Raw genomic sequence first — 15395 nt, 5'->3', positions numbered from 1 at the left:
GATATGAACAAGTATCGTAATTTAGGCCGCAAATCAATTTAAGAAGTGAAAGCGAAACTAGAAGAGCTTGGATTGGGCCTGCGTAAAGACGACTGATTTGTTATTCGTTTGTAACGCTGCTTAAAATCCGTTTTATGACTTCAACAAAGGAGGGAACCCTTCATGGCATACAGAAAGTTAGGACGCACAAGTGCACAGCGTAAAGCTATGCTACGTGATTTAACTACAGATTTAATTATCAACGAGCGCATCGAAACAACAGAAACTCGTGCGAAAGAAATTCGTGTGACTGTTGAAAAAATGATCACTCTAGGCAAACGCGGTGATTTACATGCTCGCCGTCAAGCTGCATCATATGTTCGTAATGAAGTAGCTGATGCTGAAAATAATACAAGTGCATTACAAAAACTTTTCGCTGATATCGCACCACGTTATCAAGAGCGTCAAGGTGGATACACTCGTATTATGAAACTTGGACCACGCCGCGGTGACGGTGCACCAATGGTTATTATCGAGTTAGTTTAATAAAAGCTTTAACAGACAACAAGGGCGCTGGACAGTTTACAAACAAACTTGTTCTTTGCCCTTTTTCTGTAAAGGAAATTTTATATTATGTTAGACCCAAGCCAAAACGAGTGTTATGATGAGCGTGACTCCATCAATGGAGCGAGGATTATTTTTTTCTGAAGTTTACTTCTATTCTCTTCACGCCCCGTCTAGCTCATGCACCTCCTCCCATTTCTTTTATAGAAATCCCTATTTATCGCAGTTGAACACGTTGCTGCCGGGGACGAGGTGCGGGCTTTTTTTGTATTATTAGATAAATATAGCTGAGTAAAGGTTAGCTGAGAGGAGGAATATCAATGAAGGAATCAATTGTATCTCTAAAGGAAGTATCCTTTCAATACGATGAACAGGAACGCTATGCGTTAAATCATGTCAGCTTCGACATCTATGAAGGGGAGTGGCTGGCAATCGTTGGTCATAACGGTTCTGGTAAGTCGACGATGGCAAAGCTCCTTAATGGCTTGCAGTTTCCGCAGCAAGGCGAGATTACTGTTTGCGGTATGCAACTTAACGAAGAGTCGATTTGGGACATCCGTAAAAAGATTGGGATGGTTTTTCAAAACCCTGATAACCAATTTGTTGGGACAACGGTACAGGATGATGTGGCTTTTGGTCTAGAAAATAATGGGATACCCAGAGATGAAATGGTCCAAAGAGTTGAAGATTCATTAAGAAAAGTGAAAATGGACAAGTTTCTATATCAAGAGCCGCACCATCTTTCAGGTGGACAGAAGCAGCGGGTAGCCATTGCTGGTGTACTGGCCTTAAGACCTTCACTTATTATTCTCGATGAAGCGACGTCGATGCTTGATCCTAGAGGGCGAGAAGAGGTATTAGAGACAGTTAGATTATTAAAAGCGGAAAAAGCTTTAACCGTTATCTCGATTACCCACGACTTGGAAGAGGCAGCCAAAGCTGATCGCATTATTGTTATGAATAAAGGAGAGGTTTTTCGCGAAGGGAGACCGGAAGAAATCTTCTCAATGGACGAGCAATTGATTCAATTAGGGTTGGATATTCCCTTCTCAGTGAAAATGAGCAAAGCATTCCGGCAAAAAGGAATTGACTTATCTAAGCATTATTTATCGGAAGAAGAGTTGGTGACAGAGCTATGGACATCTCGCTTCAGCATATAGATTATCGGTACCAAGCAAACACGCCTTTTGAACGGTTGGCGATTGAGGACGTTTCCATAGATATTCCATCTGGAACATACATGGCAATCATTGGCCACACTGGCTCTGGTAAATCGACAGTATTGCAGCATTTAAACGCCCTCCTGCAGCCTTCAAAAGGAACTGTTAAAATTGGTGAACGTGAAATTAAAGCCCAGCAGAAAAATAAGAACTTAAAGCATGTGCGTCAAAAGGTAGGGATTGTTTTTCAATTTCCTGAACATCAATTATTTGAAGAAACGGTTGAAAAGGATATCATCTTTGGCCCGCTTAATTTTGGCGTATCGGAGCCTGTGGCAAAGCAACGGGCAAGGCTGGCCTTGAAACAAGTCGGGCTCGCGGAAGAGATTCTGGAAAAGTCACCGTTTGATCTCTCAGGCGGACAGATGCGGCGGGTCGCAATTGCCGGAGTATTAGCGATGGAGCCCGATGTGATTGTCTTGGACGAGCCCACAGCCGGTTTAGATCCACGTGGCCGCAAAGAGATTATGGACATGTTTTATGCGCTCCATAAGGATAGAAATCTTTCGACGATATTAGTCACTCATAGTATGGAGGATGCGGCCAGATACGCAGACCAAATTGTTATCATGCAGCAAGGGAAGGTTGTCAACCAGGGGACACCGGAGGAGATTTTCTCTTCCCCAGTTGAATTGGTTAAAATGGGGCTCGATGTCCCGGAAGTGGTACGCTTTCAGCTTAAGCTAGAGGAGAAAACAGGCATGAAGTTAGGAAAAATTTATCTGTCTATCGAAGAGCTGTCTTCTGCGGTAACAGAGGCTTTAAGCAGAGGTGTTAGCTTATGATGGAAAAAATGATTTTTGGCCGTTATGTACCGGCAGATTCCGTGATTCATAAGATGGACTCCCGTTCAAAGCTCATTATTATCTTTCTATTTGTTTGTATTATCTTTCTAGCGAATAATGCAGTCACATATGCACTTATTGGAATTTATACTTTTTTCATGCTGGGAATGTCACGGATTCCGATTCGCTTTTTATATGGCGGGCTTAAGCCTGTTCTCTGGCTTGTTTTGTTTACCTTAGTCCTTCAGCTGTTTTTTACAAAGGAAGGTGCGCTTTTGGTTTCATGGGGTCCTGTGAAAATTTATGAAGAAGGCTTAAGAATGGGTATTTTTATTTCGTTACGTTTCTTCTTTTTAATTTTAATGACCTCATTGCTGACTTTAACGACTACTCCTATCGAAATTACTGATGGTCTTGAAACGCTATTAAATCCTTTAAAAAAGATTCGCTTTCCCGTTCATGAAATGGCGTTGATGATGTCGATTTCGCTGCGATTTATTCCAACGCTTATGCAGGAAACCGACAAAATCATGAAAGCGCAAATTGCCCGCGGTGTCGAGTTTGCGAGCGGACCTTTCAAAGAACGCATCAAGGCGGTCATCCCGCTGCTTATTCCCCTGTTTGTCAGTTCCTTCAAACGGGCGGAAGAACTGGCGATTGCGATGGAAGCAAGAGGCTATCGCGGCGGGGAAGGCAGGACGAAATACCGGCAATTAAGCTGGCATCTGGCCGATTCCCTGCAAATAGTACTTTTAGGTATGTTAACCATTCTTTTATTCTTATTACGTTCATAATGGGGCGAAACGATGCAAAGGTATAAATGTGTTATTTCCTATGATGGCTCGGGGTTTTCCGGTTATCAGGTCCAGCCCAATAAGCGGACGGTCCAATCAGAACTAGAAGCGAAGTTAGCAAAAATCCATAAAGGTGCCAGCGTAAAAGTCGTTGGTTCAGGTCGAACGGACGCAGGCGTTCATGCCAAGGGGCAGGTCATTCATTTCGATTCTCCACTTCTAATTCCGGAACAGAAATGGGAAGTCGCCTTGAACTCGATGCTGCCAGAAGAAATTTCTGTTCTATCGGTTAACAAGGTAGATGCATCATTTCATGCACGTTTTGATGCTGTAGGGAAAGAATATCGCTATGTGCTTCATTTATCTTCTATACGAGATCCGTTTCAGCGGAATTATGCCTATCGGTACCCATATCCATTAAATTTGGATGCAATAAGGGAGGCCGGTAAATTTTTCCTCGGAACCCATGACTTTACTAGTTTTTGCTCAGCAAAAACAGAAGTGGTGGATAAAATCCGGACGATTGAGGCGATCGATATTATTAACGATGGTGACTTACTGACCATTCGTTTTGTCGGGAATGGCTTTTTATATAATATGGTTCGGATACTGGTAGGAACTTTACTAGCGGTTGGCTCTGGAGATTTTTCGCCTGAGGAGATACCGGTTATTATAGAAAAAAAAGATCGACGCTTTGCCGGAAAAACAGCACCGGCTCAAGGTTTATATCTTTGGGAAGTTTTTTACTAACACAACCCGACCTGGTGTAACATTTTCTTGACAATTGGACTATGAGTATTTATTATATTATATGTGTGTGTTTTTAATCCCACGATAAAGCCCCGGAAAGTCTTCATCGTGATTGAAAATATATGAATTGAAACTTAAGCGCACAGTTGGCTTTAACCTTGATTCCCGGAACAGAATTAATGGTCGATTGCTTGATGATAGTGCGAACATAATAATCTTTAATGGATTTAATTAGGAGGGAAACTCATGCGTACAACGTTTATGGCAAATGCCAACAATATCGAGCGTAAATGGTACGTGATTGATGCTGAGGGCAAAACTCTTGGTCGTCTTGCTTCTGAAGTAGCATCAATCTTACGTGGTAAAAACAAACCTACTTTTACACCACATGTTGACACTGGTGATAATGTAATCATTCTAAACGCTTCAAAGATTGAATTAACTGGTAATAAATTAAATGATAAAATTTACTACCGTCACACTATGCATCCAGGTGGTTTAAAGCAAAGAACTGCTTTAGAAATGCGTACGAACTATGCTGAGAAAATGATCGAACTTGCTGTTAAAGGCATGCTTCCAAAGAATTCTCTTGGTCGTCAAATGTTTAAAAAATTACACGTCTACGCTGGCGCAGAACATCCGCACCAAGCACAAAAACCTGAAGTTTACGAACTTCGCGGTTAATTAAGAGGGAGGGACAAAAACTATGGCTCAAGTTCAATATATCGGTACTGGCCGTCGTAAGAGCTCTGTCGCACGTGTGCGCTTAGTTCCAGGCACAGGTAAAATTGTAATTAATGGTCGTGAAATCGAAGATTATATCCCATTTGAAGCATTACGTGTTGTTGTAAGACAACCATTAGTAGCTACTGAAACAGTTGGCAGCTATGATGTTCTTGTAAACGTAAGCGGTGGTGGATACACTGGTCAAGCTGGCGCAATCCGTCATGGTGTTGCTCGTGCATTATTGCAAGCTGATCCAGAATACCGTCCAACATTAAAACGCGCTGGATTATTAACTCGTGATCCACGTATGAAAGAACGTAAGAAATACGGTCTTAAAGGCGCACGTCGTGCACCACAGTTCTCAAAACGTTAATTATTGGCGTTTTCAAAGGCTCTCGAACCATTTGGTTTGGGGGTCTTTTTTGTATACAAAAACGGATGTGAATTTTGCTCAACATCCGTTTAGTCTACTAATTGGTTTTTCACCGCATAAAGTGCCGCTTGTGTCCGGTCCGCCAGCTCGAGCTTGGCCAAAAGGTTTGAAACATGTGTTTTTACCGTTTTTTCGGTGATAAAAAGTGCAGCGGCGATTTCTTTGTTGCTTTTCCCTTTGGCGATTTCTTTTAAAACATCCAGTTCTCTTTTGGTTAATTCCTCTAGTTTTGCAGATTTACTATTATTAGACAAATTAGCCAACAGGTGTGAAGTCGCTGTCGGATGAAGCTGGTTTTCACCATTCATGATTTTTTTGATTGATGCGACAAGTTCATCAGGCTGAATGTCTTTTAACTGGAATCCGGAAGCACCTGCTTCAAGCGCGGGGATGACATGATCTTGATCTGAAAAGCTGGTCAACATCATTATTTTGATTTCGGGCTGTTCTTTTTTTATGATCCTTGTTGCCTGGATTCCATCCATTTCCGGCATCACCAAATCCATTAGAATCAGATCCGGCTTTAGCGATTTTGCCAGCTCGACGGCTTCCTTCCCATTTGCAGCTTCACCGATTATGTCAAGTCCCTTTTGGGTGCGAAGAAAAAAGACCAGGCCTCTTCTGACAACGTGGTGGTCGTCGGCAATTAGTACGCGTATATTCACTAAATTTCCCTCCTAGAACGGAATGTGGATCTGTATTTCTGTCCCGCTTCCCGGCTTAGTTGTTAATTGAAATGTGCCATTTAACGACTCTGTCCGTGTTTTCATATTTTTTAATCCCAATGAGGGGATATTAAGATTTTCAGCATAATGGAAGCCGCAGCCTGTATCCTTGATTGTCATCTTAACCCCATCTTTGGAAGTATGAAAAAATAAAACTGCTTCTGTGGTCTGGGAATGCTTTTTGCAATTGGCTAATGCCTCTTGCCCGATTCGCCACAAAATTTCCTCCACCTTTCCAGGAATGATGGCCGCTCCAGTCACCATTGTTTCAATCGATAGGCCAAGCATATCCGCATAACTTCTTAGGGCACTTACAAGTCCATTTTCCAGTCCGCGCGGTCGGAGCTGCCAAATTAACGCTCTCATTTCTCCAAGAGCTTCCTGGGCCAAATCCTGCATATAGCTAAAGGTTTGTTTCACTTCATTATTTTCTGTCATTTCGACACCAGCCCTTGCGGTAAGGCTTAGCGAAAACAAAAGCTGATTCACGGAATCATGAAGATCCCTCGCCAGCCGATTTCGTTCACCAACAAGCGCGGTCTCTTGTTCCTGCTGTGTCAATTTGATTCGTTTCAATGCAGTTCCGATTTGATAGGCAACTGATTCGAGCAAAGCAAGTTCGTTTTTCTGAAAATGCGTTTTGTTTGGCGAACCTACATTTAAAATACCGAACCGTTCTTGTCCGGCTCGGAGCGGGACAGTCGCGTGATGGGTCAGGCCGCAAGTTTCACCAGCCTTCTCTTCAATCGCATCTTCTATTCGTTTACACTCCATAATATTCGTGGCTTTATTCAGTTGTTGATTGTTGTATTTATTGACGCACCAGCACTTGCCCTGGCACATCCTTTGTTTTTCGTCATTTGCCAAAGCAGGCGGCAGGGCTTCATCGGCTGCAAGCTGATGCGCACCATTTTCATCGATTAAAAAAATCCAACCAGTTTGCAGTCCTGTCACTTGAAGAAGTCTTTTCAAAACGCCAGACAACACGGCATTTGTATCGGTTCCTTCATTTAAAAGTTCCGCGATTTCTTTTAAAATACTGATTTCTTCAAATCCAGCCTCTATAGACATTCCAGTTTCCCCTCTGCTATGAAGTATCTACTGTTATTATAGCTTATTTACAATCTTCAGACTTCTACTATATATTTGGGCAACAGGCAATTTTCATTTTCAATCTAAATTTTAGTCACCATTAAAGGCTTTAAAGGACGAAACTCAGTAAGGAAGTAAGAGAAGCGTCTTTAATATGGGCTCTTAAGGACAAAACTCAGCAAGGAAGCAAGGGAATTGTCCTTCATAAGGTCGATGAAGGACAAATCTTCGTAAGAAAGTAAGGGAAAAGTCCCTCATAAGGTAGATGAAGGACAAATCTCCGAAAGAAAGCAAGAGAAAAGTCCTTCATAAGGTTGATGAAGGACAAATCTCCGAAAGAGAGCAAGAGAAAAGTCCTTCATAAGGTCGATGAAGGACAAATCTCCGAAAGAAAGCAAGGGAAAAGTCCTTCATAAGGTTGATGAAGGACAAATCTCCGAAAGAAAGTCAGTGAAAAGTCCTTCATTTATGATCAATAAGGGGGGAGCCCCCAAGTTGCACCAACTAAACAGCCCTTACCTGTAAAAACTCTATTATTTCCTGATTGGGTCCTTCATAAAAGACTGTCTCCCAGCCATTCTCTAGTTTGTATGGGCCATCTATTTTTCGATTATCTTCAAACCGCTTGATTACTTTGGCGAGATCGTTTACCTCAAAACAAATATGAGCCGATTTTTCAGACTCCTGTTGGCCGGAAATTAACTCAAGCCTGAAGTCCCCTAACGACAGAAACACAATCTCTTCCCCCATGAGAAACATCCGGCTTTCTTCCTGAAAACCTAGATATTTTTGATAAAAAGCAATAGAATTCTCTAAATTATTCACTTCCATGGCATAGTGGTGGAAACGCATTTTAGAGCCTCCAATCATATAATAAGATTCATATCCCCAAACTCATGCCATAAATAGCCGGCTTCGATGGCTTGATCATAGGCCGTGAGCAAGTGTCTTTCGGATATAAAGGCGGAAAGCATATCGAGGTGGCTGGCCTTCGGTTCATGCAGGCCTGTAATGATTCCATCCGCAATTTTTAAAGGATATTGTTGATTGATATATAGGTTTGTTATCCCTGATAGCGCATCGTGCCTAGCTGCAGTCTCAAGCGCTCTGACCACTGTCGTCCCAACCGCGATTATCTTATTACCGGCCAGTTTTGCTTCGAGAATCCTCTCCATTGTATTCTCAGAGATATGATACTCCTCCTCATTCTCCTCAGGTGTCTGAACCCATTGATCATCAAGCAAATAGCTCAACCCTGTATGCAACTGGATAAACTCAAGCTGTATGCCTTTTCGCTTCAATTTAAAGAGCAGCTCCCAGCTAAATGCCCTGCCGGCAGAAGGCATCTCAACGGAGCCGGGATGGCTGGCAAAAACCGTTTGATAGTAATCCAAGTCCCAAGGCTGTTCAATATATTCATACCGGACCGGCTCACCGAGGGCATAAATGATGTTGTATAAATCCGTTCCTTTTTTAGTAAACTTAATTTGTTTAAGTGGAGAATTCTCGTTTTCACCGATCACCATCGCTGACAATTCAGGTGAAAATTGCAAAATATCGCCCGTTTTAACAGGGTTTGCTACAATCAGCGCTTCCCACGTGTCTTCGCCACGGCGCCTTGCCAGCCGGATTTCGACCTTTGGTGCGATTGGGACGGTGTTTCTTAACCATTTTGCTTGTAAAACCGCAGGGATGGTGCGGCTATTATTTAAAATAACTAGGTCTCCAGGCTGGAGATAGTCTGCCAAGTGGAAGAAACGGTCATGTTTGATTTCACCTGTTGTCCGGTCCAGCACCATCATCCTGACATGATCCCTTCGTAAGCCTCGTTTTTCCGGAGGATGGGAAGCATTAAGTTCATCTGGAAGATAAAAATCCAACGCTTTAATAGCTGTCATTCCTTACACCTCCTCTGACTGGGCCGCAAACCGCTGGCCATTAATTCCTGCAGCTCTATCTGATGCTAGGTATAAAAATATCTCAACGACATCCTCGGGCTTAGCCAATGGATAATCGCAGTCAGGTACAGCTAATTGGTGCATGTCAGTGTCCATTTCCCCCGGATCGACCATGTTGACACGGACATTGGTCTCTCTTAATTCATCTGCCCACGTTTGCGTGAGGCCCTCAACGGCAAATTTTGAAATCCCGTATGCTCCCCAACCTGCAAAGCCCGTATGGCCGGCTTCCGATGTTACATTGATAATCGATCCTAAATTCCGCTCAAGCATACCCGGAATTACTCTTCTTGTTACAAGAAAAGGCGAAACTGCATTCACCCGGAGCACCTCGGCAAAGTCCTCTTCAGGGTAGTCGAGAAGTAATGGCATTGGACTTGGTCCCAAGATAGAGGCATTATTGATCAGGACATCAATATGGCCATATTCCTCCTCAGCCATCGCAACGAATCGTTCCACATCTCTTGACTTAGCAATATCAGCTGTAACCGCCAGTACTTCAGCACCGAAAACCTCGGCTTCTTCCTTCACTCTCAGTAAGCTTTCCGCAGATCTTGCACATATCGCCAACTTCGCTCCTTCTTTTGCAAATGCAAATGTTAAAGCTCTCCCCAAGCCTTTAGAGGCACCAGTAATCATTACGACTTTATTTTTCATATATGTTATCTTCCCTTCATTACTTGATGTCTTAAGTATACTGGTCTCTTCCAAATCCTCCCTCAGAAAAAAGCTTGAACTTTATCTACAACTTTTGGATGAGAAAAGAGTCAGACAGCCTTTTATCCGGGTTCCAAATGACAAAATCGGTTGGGGCCAGCTTTAATTGGGATCATCCTCACAGGAATAAAAATTGGAAAAAGCCTCTTTGCATTTCTTATCAACGCGGGATAAAGACTAGTTCTAAGAGGTGAAAATGAAGTGACTGTGATTACATCCTTTAAAGAAAAAAGACGAGAAAAACAAATAAAATACGAGCGCTCCGTATTGAAGGAGTTATCGATCAATACATTGAAAGAAAGAGTACGACAATACTTTGGGTCGACAAAAATCGCCTCAAGCTTTGTGATGAATACAGGAATAGAGGAAGCTTGTTATGATGTGGCACTGGAAGCCTTCTTATTAGGAGCAAAATTCAGCAAGTTTGGTTATTATGGCGAGGATATGGAAGCAGTGCGCTTACGCTGCTTTCGCGAAGAAAAACACCTTATTGATACGCTGTACAACTTTTTGCTTTATTGGGGAAATGGGGAGGAAGGGACCATGAGTGAATCCCTCTATTACCTTTGTGAACAATATATTCACGTCTGGTGGCGGGAAGGGTACGAAAAAGGCCAAAGACGCCACAAGCTTCGACTTCACTAATACCCTTGCATTTCTTTCCTGTTCTAAAACTGCTCCTTGTCCCATATATTTTATTGAATCAGGGACGAGCGGGAGGGAATGATTAGGGTTGTTAAAGCGCAGATTGAAAATTATCAGCTTTATTGCAGGATTACTTGTGTTATTTCTCATATTACAGCATGATTTTTCCGAAAATAATTCATGGAATTCATGGAATCTGCCGCTATCGGGAAAGATCATCTTGCTTGATGCAGGGCACGGCGGACCGGATGGCGGAGCTGGAACCGGCAAAACGCTTGAAAAGGACATTGCCTTAAAAATTACGCTTAAAGTCAGGGATTATCTTCAGGAGCAGGGCGCTCTTGTGATTATGACGCGGGAAACGGATAAAGACCTCGCCGACCCTGATGTAAAGGGCTACAGTAGAAGAAAAGTAGAAGATTTGAAACAGCGATTAAAAATGATCAATAGCTCCGATAATGACTTTTTTGTCAGCATTCATCTAAATGCGATTCCGTCCGCTAGATGGAGCGGTGCCCAAACCTTCTATGCACCCCAGCATAAGGAAAATGCCAGAGCTGCTAAATTTATTCAGGAAGAGCTGCGTAAGAACTTGGAGAATACAACTCGAAAAGCAAAGCCAATTAATAATGTTTATATCTTAAAGCATGCTAAAAAACCAGGAATATTGGTAGAGGTTGGCTTTCTTTCCAATCCAACAGAAAAGGAATTGTTAAAAACAGAGCCCTATCAGAGCAAGGTAGCCGCATCGATTAATAATGGTATTATGCGGTATTTTACAAATGAAAAGGAATTAAAGGAAACAGATTAAGGAAGGCGGCCACCGTCTTCCATTTTTCATGGCTGTTTCCTATATTTTAAAAGGTAAAACAGTGTGATTCATTTAACTGCTTCTATGCTTGATTATGATATACTTAGGTATGGAAACGAATTCAAAAGGTGAGGTGTTTTTTTATGTTAACAGAAGTGAGCGTCCGTGAGGTTATTGGCAGCCTCAAAGAACCATTTTTACATAAGACATTAGCTGAATTAAATGCAGTTGAGGAAGTTAAGATTAAAGAAGAAAAGAACCACGTCAGCGTTAAAATAGGAATTGCAAGAACGGGGACGAGCGAACAATTACAGCTGCAAACCCAGATTGTTAACCTATTAAAAGAAGCAGGAGCGGCAACGGTGGGAATTCGTTTCAGCGAGCTGCCTGAAGAGGTATTAGCTGCACACCGACATGCTGAACCAGAAAATAAAGATAAAAACCTGCTTAATTCTGAGAATACAACGTTTATCGCAATCGCGAGCGGAAAAGGCGGGGTTGGAAAATCAACGGTATCTGTTAACCTCGCTGTTGCCCTTGCACGCCTTGGTAAAAAAGTTGGACTCATTGATGCCGATATTTATGGTTTCAGTGTTCCTGATATGATGGGGATTACTCAACGACCAGTTGTTCGCGGCGAAAAGATTATCCCGGTGGAACGTTTTGGTGTCCAAGTTATTTCAATGGGCTTCTTTGTCGAGGATAATGCTCCAATTATTTGGCGCGGACCGATGCTGGGTAAAATGTTAAACAGCTTCTTCAATGAAGTTGAGTGGGGAGAAATCGATTATTTACTATTAGACTTACCGCCGGGTACTGGGGATGTGGCCTTAGATGTTCACACCATGCTGCCTGCATGTAAGGAAATTATCGTCACTACGCCGCATCCAACAGCAGCCTTTGTGGCGGCACGTGCCGGAGCAATGGCGCTTCGCACCGAGCATGAGGTGCTTGGTGTCATTGAAAATATGGCTTACTTTGAAAGCAAGTTAACCGGTGAAAAAGAATATGTATTTGGCCAAGGCGGCGGTGATAAATTGGCGGAAGAATTGAATACAGAGGTGCTTGGACGCCTGCCGTTGAACCAGCCGGATTGGAACGATGAAGACTTTGCTCCTTCTGTGTATCAGGAAGATCACCAGATTGGAAAAATTTATTTAGAAATTGCCGAAAAGACGGTAAGCCTGTTGACTAAATAAAAAATAACACCTCTTCCGGCTTGCGGGAGAGGTGTTATTTTTTAAAATGGGGATTTCATATTTAAGAGCCGCCGCCTTGCCCGCCGCTGGATTTACTGTCGCTTTGGTCTCCTTTACTGCCTTCCTTGCTTTTCATGTCCTCCGCTGCTTTTAGCAGGATCTCTTGCATTTTAACCTTAAATAGCGGACTATCGACCGTCTCTGTAATGACTTTCTGAAGATGTTCGCGGTATTCTTTGCTTTTTAGGGCATCAGCCAGCTCTTTTTGAATTTCAGGTTCTTTAAAAACCTCAATCATCATTCCTCTGTATTCGGGATCATTCATTAATTCCTTTAATAATCTTTCATTTTCGGACCTCATGTTTTTTGCTACGCCTTGAGCAAATTTTGGATCATTAAAGGTTTTTTTCCAAAACTCTGTCGCTTTATCTGATGTTAGTGTTTGTTGTATGGTATCGGAGACCACCTTTTGGTCCATAACCAGCTTTTCTTTCATCTTATCGTCGGACATGACATCCTGAATTGCTTTCTTTCCGTCATCTGTTTTTAGGATATCAACAACCATTTTCTTAGTCTGATCGTAATCTATTTGCCCTCCGCTGCTTGTATCACCCGACGAACAGCTTGTCAAGAACACCATGATGGGCAGGAGGAGCACTATATTTTTTACTTTCATTTTCAAGCTCCTTTCACATAAGAATCCTTAATTTTATAATGAAGAAAATCAGCGAAGATTATTCGTAAGGAACGCAAATTATGGATTTTTCAAATGGGGCTTGGTACAATCAGTAGGGTATTTATTTTAATAGCATGGGGGTTTATTGTGTGACAAGCCGTAATTTGGTAAAACTTTTTTGGAACACATTATTAGTTGGCGGGGTCACGACGGCTTTTGTGGGATTGTTTGTGCGCTGGCATGAATTGCAGCCATATTTTGTTCATTTTAAAATTGGCGATATTATTTCGGCCCTCGTCTGGTTAATTGTCATGGGGTTTCTCTTCAGTGTCATCAGTCAAATGGGTTTTTTCGCCTATTTAACCATTCATCGATTTGGTTTAGGAATCTTTAAATCCGTTGCCCTCTGGAATAGTATTCAGGTGGTCCTCGTATTATTTGGGTTATTTGATTTAGTTTATTTCCGATATGTAAACTTTGCCAAGTCGGAAGATTCTATTCTGCTTTATATTGTTCCCGCACTTATTCTTCTAATTGGCGGATTGATTGTTGCTTGGTTAAAAGCTAAACAAACAAATCAGCATGCGTTTATTCCCGCTCTTTTCTTTATGATTGTCGCTACGTTAGTGGAATGGGTTCCGGTTCTTTGGATTAATTCAAAAAGTTGGTTCTACGTAATGCTGTTTGCGTTATTGGCCTGTAATGCCTATCAAGTATTAATCCTTCATAAACTAAATAAGAAATCAGAACAGGAAAGACACCAACGAAAAAGTCAATCAGATAACAAAGCAAAAAATAATAAGAAAATGAACAAAAAACCGTCCATTTAAATTAATGGGCGGTTTTTTGTTCATTTTCTTATTTAATTTCCTGTGAATGAATTTCTCCATTGGCGATCATTTCGGAAACCGATACGAGCTTTAGCCCCTTTTGACGGATATCCTCCAATATTAGCGGAAGTGCTTTCGCTGTTTGTTTGGCTGAATCTGAGGCGTGGAGTAGAATAATATCGCCCTTATCAGCCTTTTTCACATTTTCCACAATCTTTGCAACCCCGGGATTTTGCCAATCCTTTGAATCAATTCGCCAATGGACCACCGAATACCCATATCTTTTAGCGATTTTTAAGGTGCGCTTATCAAAATGTCCAGTCGGTGCACGCAAAAGTTTTATATCCTTCACATTTAACTTTTTAAAAGCTTCCCGAGCTTTTGAAATGTCCTGGCCGATTTTAACATCCTCGATATCCATGTAGTCTACGTATTCGTATCCAAGAATGCCAATTTCAAACCCATCTTTTACAATTCGTGTGACGATGTCAGGGTGCTGTTCAGCCCATGACCCGGCCAAGAAGAACGTGGCAGATTTAACATTCTCTTTTTTTAGAATGTCTAAAATCGGTTCTGCCTTCTCATCGCCCCAGCCAATATTAAAGGTAAGCGCAAGGTCCTTTTCTCCGCGATAAACTGCTTTCGGCCCATCCTTGGTTGAAAAGACCGGTATTAGTGCATGGTTTTCCATGTAAAGAAACCCAGCGGTAAAAAAAGCAGCTATCAAAATAAGTGTAACGTTTTTCAAAGATTTTCCATTTACGATTAAAAAGAATTTCATCTGGCTCCCACCTCGTCCAATACCATCCTTGTCTAATAACTATGCCTGTATGATTAAAATTATGATTTAAGATTTTTATAATAAAAATTTCAATTATTGGAAAAGACTACTATAACTAAATTCTTTCGCTGGAGGTTATTCAATGTTTGGACTTCTAATAAACGAAAAAGAAGTAAAAGAAATGGAATACCTAATTAAACGAGAAATGGATGAAATATTATTTGATTTACGGGATGAGCGCATTGATCATATCGTAAAAAGAGCAATGGAAGAAAGATATAAAATCTTATTTACATTATTTAGACGGGTTGCTTCTCCACATGAATGCTTAAAATATATGAGGAGAGGGAAGAAGGATAGGAAAAAGGGGTAAGGTTGAATAGAAAAATTTCATCCACACAATATTTTTTTAGAAAATGCGTTGACATTTATTTATTATCTTGTTATATTAATAAACGTCGCTGAGGACGTAATAAACAACTTTGAAAAAAGTTATTGACATTACGATTAACAGATGATATATTTAAAAAGTCGCTTTTGAGCGATGATTACATTTGTTCTTTGAAAACTAAACAAACAAAAACGTCAACAAACAATATTTTTTAGTTTCTTTTAGAAACTAAGCCAACGTAACAAATGAGCTAATCAACTTTCTTGGAGAGTTTGATCCTGGCTCAGGACGAACGCTGGCGGCGTGCCTAATACATGCA

The 15395-nt window shown here is 41.5% G+C and carries 19 protein-coding genes and 1 rRNA gene; 13 read left to right on the top strand and 7 right to left on the bottom strand.

Annotation, left to right across the window (positions count from 1 at the left end):
• Positions 1-162 precede the first annotated feature (162 nt).
• The 7 genes from rplQ to rpsI all read left to right on the top strand — a co-directional run bounded on the left by rplQ (position 163) and on the right by rpsI (position 5191).
• On the top strand, positions 163-525 hold the full coding sequence (gene rplQ, locus ACFVSW_RS24385; protein WP_024027884.1) for a 50S ribosomal protein L17: 363 nt from the start codon (positions 163-165) through the stop codon (positions 523-525).
• A 338-nt stretch (positions 526-863) separates the two neighbouring features.
• Positions 864-1703, top strand: a complete 840-nt coding sequence (locus ACFVSW_RS24380; protein WP_387319219.1) for an energy-coupling factor ABC transporter ATP-binding protein — start codon at positions 864-866, stop codon at positions 1701-1703.
• Positions 1679-2548, top strand: coding sequence for an energy-coupling factor ABC transporter ATP-binding protein (locus ACFVSW_RS24375; protein ID WP_387319217.1), 870 nt, complete (start codon positions 1679-1681; stop codon positions 2546-2548). Before ACFVSW_RS24380 ends, ACFVSW_RS24375 begins: the two co-directional genes overlap by 25 nt.
• Positions 2545-3342 carry an energy-coupling factor transporter transmembrane component T family protein gene (locus ACFVSW_RS24370; protein ID WP_387319216.1) on the top strand — a complete coding sequence of 266 codons (798 nt, stop codon included), beginning with the start codon at positions 2545-2547 and terminating at the stop codon, positions 3340-3342. The genes ACFVSW_RS24375 and ACFVSW_RS24370 overlap by 4 nt, the downstream gene beginning before the upstream one ends.
• A gap of 12 nt (positions 3343-3354) precedes the next feature.
• Positions 3355-4092 carry a tRNA pseudouridine(38-40) synthase TruA gene (gene truA, locus ACFVSW_RS24365; RefSeq protein WP_387319215.1) on the top strand — a complete coding sequence of 246 codons (738 nt, stop codon included), beginning with the start codon at positions 3355-3357 and terminating at the stop codon, positions 4090-4092.
• Positions 4093-4338: 246 nt separating this feature from the next.
• A complete protein-coding gene (gene rplM, locus ACFVSW_RS24360) occupies positions 4339-4776 on the top strand; it encodes a 50S ribosomal protein L13 (protein ID WP_024027879.1) in 438 nt (145 codons plus the stop codon).
• 22 nt (positions 4777-4798) lie between these two features.
• Positions 4799-5191 carry a 30S ribosomal protein S9 gene (gene rpsI / locus ACFVSW_RS24355; protein WP_066094763.1) on the top strand — a complete coding sequence of 131 codons (393 nt, stop codon included), beginning with the start codon at positions 4799-4801 and terminating at the stop codon, positions 5189-5191.
• Between the two features lie 89 nt (positions 5192-5280).
• Here the strand turns inward: rpsI and ACFVSW_RS24350 are convergent, their stop codons facing one another.
• From ACFVSW_RS24350 to ACFVSW_RS24330, 5 genes are all read right to left on the bottom strand, one after another.
• On the bottom strand, positions 5281-5916 hold the full coding sequence (locus ACFVSW_RS24350) for a response regulator (RefSeq protein WP_387319214.1): 636 nt from the start codon (positions 5914-5916) through the stop codon (positions 5281-5283).
• Between the two features lie 12 nt (positions 5917-5928).
• Entirely contained in the window at positions 5929-7047 is a 1119-nt protein-coding gene (locus ACFVSW_RS24345; RefSeq protein ID WP_387319213.1) for a GAF domain-containing sensor histidine kinase, read from the bottom strand.
• 525 nt (positions 7048-7572) lie between these two features.
• The gene (locus tag ACFVSW_RS24340; protein WP_387319212.1) at positions 7573-7920 is read right to left on the bottom strand and encodes a VOC family protein; all 348 of its coding nucleotides are present in this window, start codon (positions 7918-7920) and stop codon (positions 7573-7575) included.
• A 14-nt stretch (positions 7921-7934) separates the two neighbouring features.
• The gene (locus ACFVSW_RS24335; protein WP_387319211.1) at positions 7935-8966 is read right to left on the bottom strand and encodes an S-adenosylmethionine:tRNA ribosyltransferase-isomerase; all 1032 of its coding nucleotides are present in this window, start codon (positions 8964-8966) and stop codon (positions 7935-7937) included.
• Positions 8967-8969: 3 nt separating this feature from the next.
• Positions 8970-9683 carry an SDR family NAD(P)-dependent oxidoreductase gene (locus ACFVSW_RS24330; protein ID WP_387319210.1) on the bottom strand — a complete coding sequence of 238 codons (714 nt, stop codon included), beginning with the start codon at positions 9681-9683 and terminating at the stop codon, positions 8970-8972.
• Positions 9684-9944: 261 nt separating this feature from the next.
• Between ACFVSW_RS24330 and ACFVSW_RS24325 the strand changes: the two genes are divergently transcribed.
• The 3 genes from ACFVSW_RS24325 (at position 9945) to ACFVSW_RS24315 (ending at position 12398) form a co-directional block, all read left to right on the top strand.
• Entirely contained in the window at positions 9945-10388 is a 444-nt protein-coding gene (locus ACFVSW_RS24325) for a YbaK family protein (protein ID WP_387319209.1), read from the top strand.
• Between the two features lie 88 nt (positions 10389-10476).
• Positions 10477-11199, top strand: a complete 723-nt coding sequence (gene cwlD, locus ACFVSW_RS24320; RefSeq protein ID WP_387319208.1) for an N-acetylmuramoyl-L-alanine amidase CwlD — start codon at positions 10477-10479, stop codon at positions 11197-11199.
• Positions 11200-11342: 143 nt separating this feature from the next.
• Positions 11343-12398 carry an Mrp/NBP35 family ATP-binding protein gene (locus tag ACFVSW_RS24315; RefSeq protein WP_387319207.1) on the top strand — a complete coding sequence of 352 codons (1056 nt, stop codon included), beginning with the start codon at positions 11343-11345 and terminating at the stop codon, positions 12396-12398.
• 61 nt (positions 12399-12459) lie between these two features.
• Here the strand turns inward: ACFVSW_RS24315 and gerD are convergent, their stop codons facing one another.
• Entirely contained in the window at positions 12460-13074 is a 615-nt protein-coding gene (gerD, locus tag ACFVSW_RS24310) for a spore germination lipoprotein GerD (RefSeq protein ID WP_387319205.1), read from the bottom strand.
• Between the two features lie 149 nt (positions 13075-13223).
• Here gerD and ACFVSW_RS24305 point away from each other — a divergent pair, with 149 nt between their 5' ends.
• Entirely contained in the window at positions 13224-13904 is a 681-nt protein-coding gene (locus ACFVSW_RS24305; RefSeq protein ID WP_387319204.1) for a KinB-signaling pathway activation protein, read from the top strand.
• Positions 13905-13932: 28 nt separating this feature from the next.
• On the opposite strand, the gene pdaB is transcribed toward ACFVSW_RS24305, so the two are convergent.
• Positions 13933-14685 carry a polysaccharide deacetylase family sporulation protein PdaB gene (gene pdaB, locus ACFVSW_RS24300; protein ID WP_387319203.1) on the bottom strand — a complete coding sequence of 251 codons (753 nt, stop codon included), beginning with the start codon at positions 14683-14685 and terminating at the stop codon, positions 13933-13935.
• A gap of 142 nt (positions 14686-14827) precedes the next feature.
• Between pdaB and ACFVSW_RS24295 the strand changes: the two genes are divergently transcribed.
• Together ACFVSW_RS24295 and ACFVSW_RS24290 are read left to right on the top strand one after the other, a co-directional pair.
• Positions 14828-15058: a hypothetical protein gene (locus ACFVSW_RS24295; protein WP_387319202.1), complete on the top strand. Its 231-nt coding sequence runs from the start codon at positions 14828-14830 to the stop codon at positions 15056-15058.
• Positions 15059-15336: 278 nt separating this feature from the next.
• Positions 15337-15395 (top strand): 16S ribosomal RNA (locus ACFVSW_RS24290); the annotation flags it as partial.

Source organism: Neobacillus sp. NPDC058068, from assembly GCF_042885335.1.
Lineage (GTDB): Bacteria > Bacillota > Bacilli > Bacillales > Cytobacillaceae > Neobacillus.
Note: the sequence above shows the minus strand (reverse complement) of the source record. Positions and strands in the feature narration are given on the sequence as shown.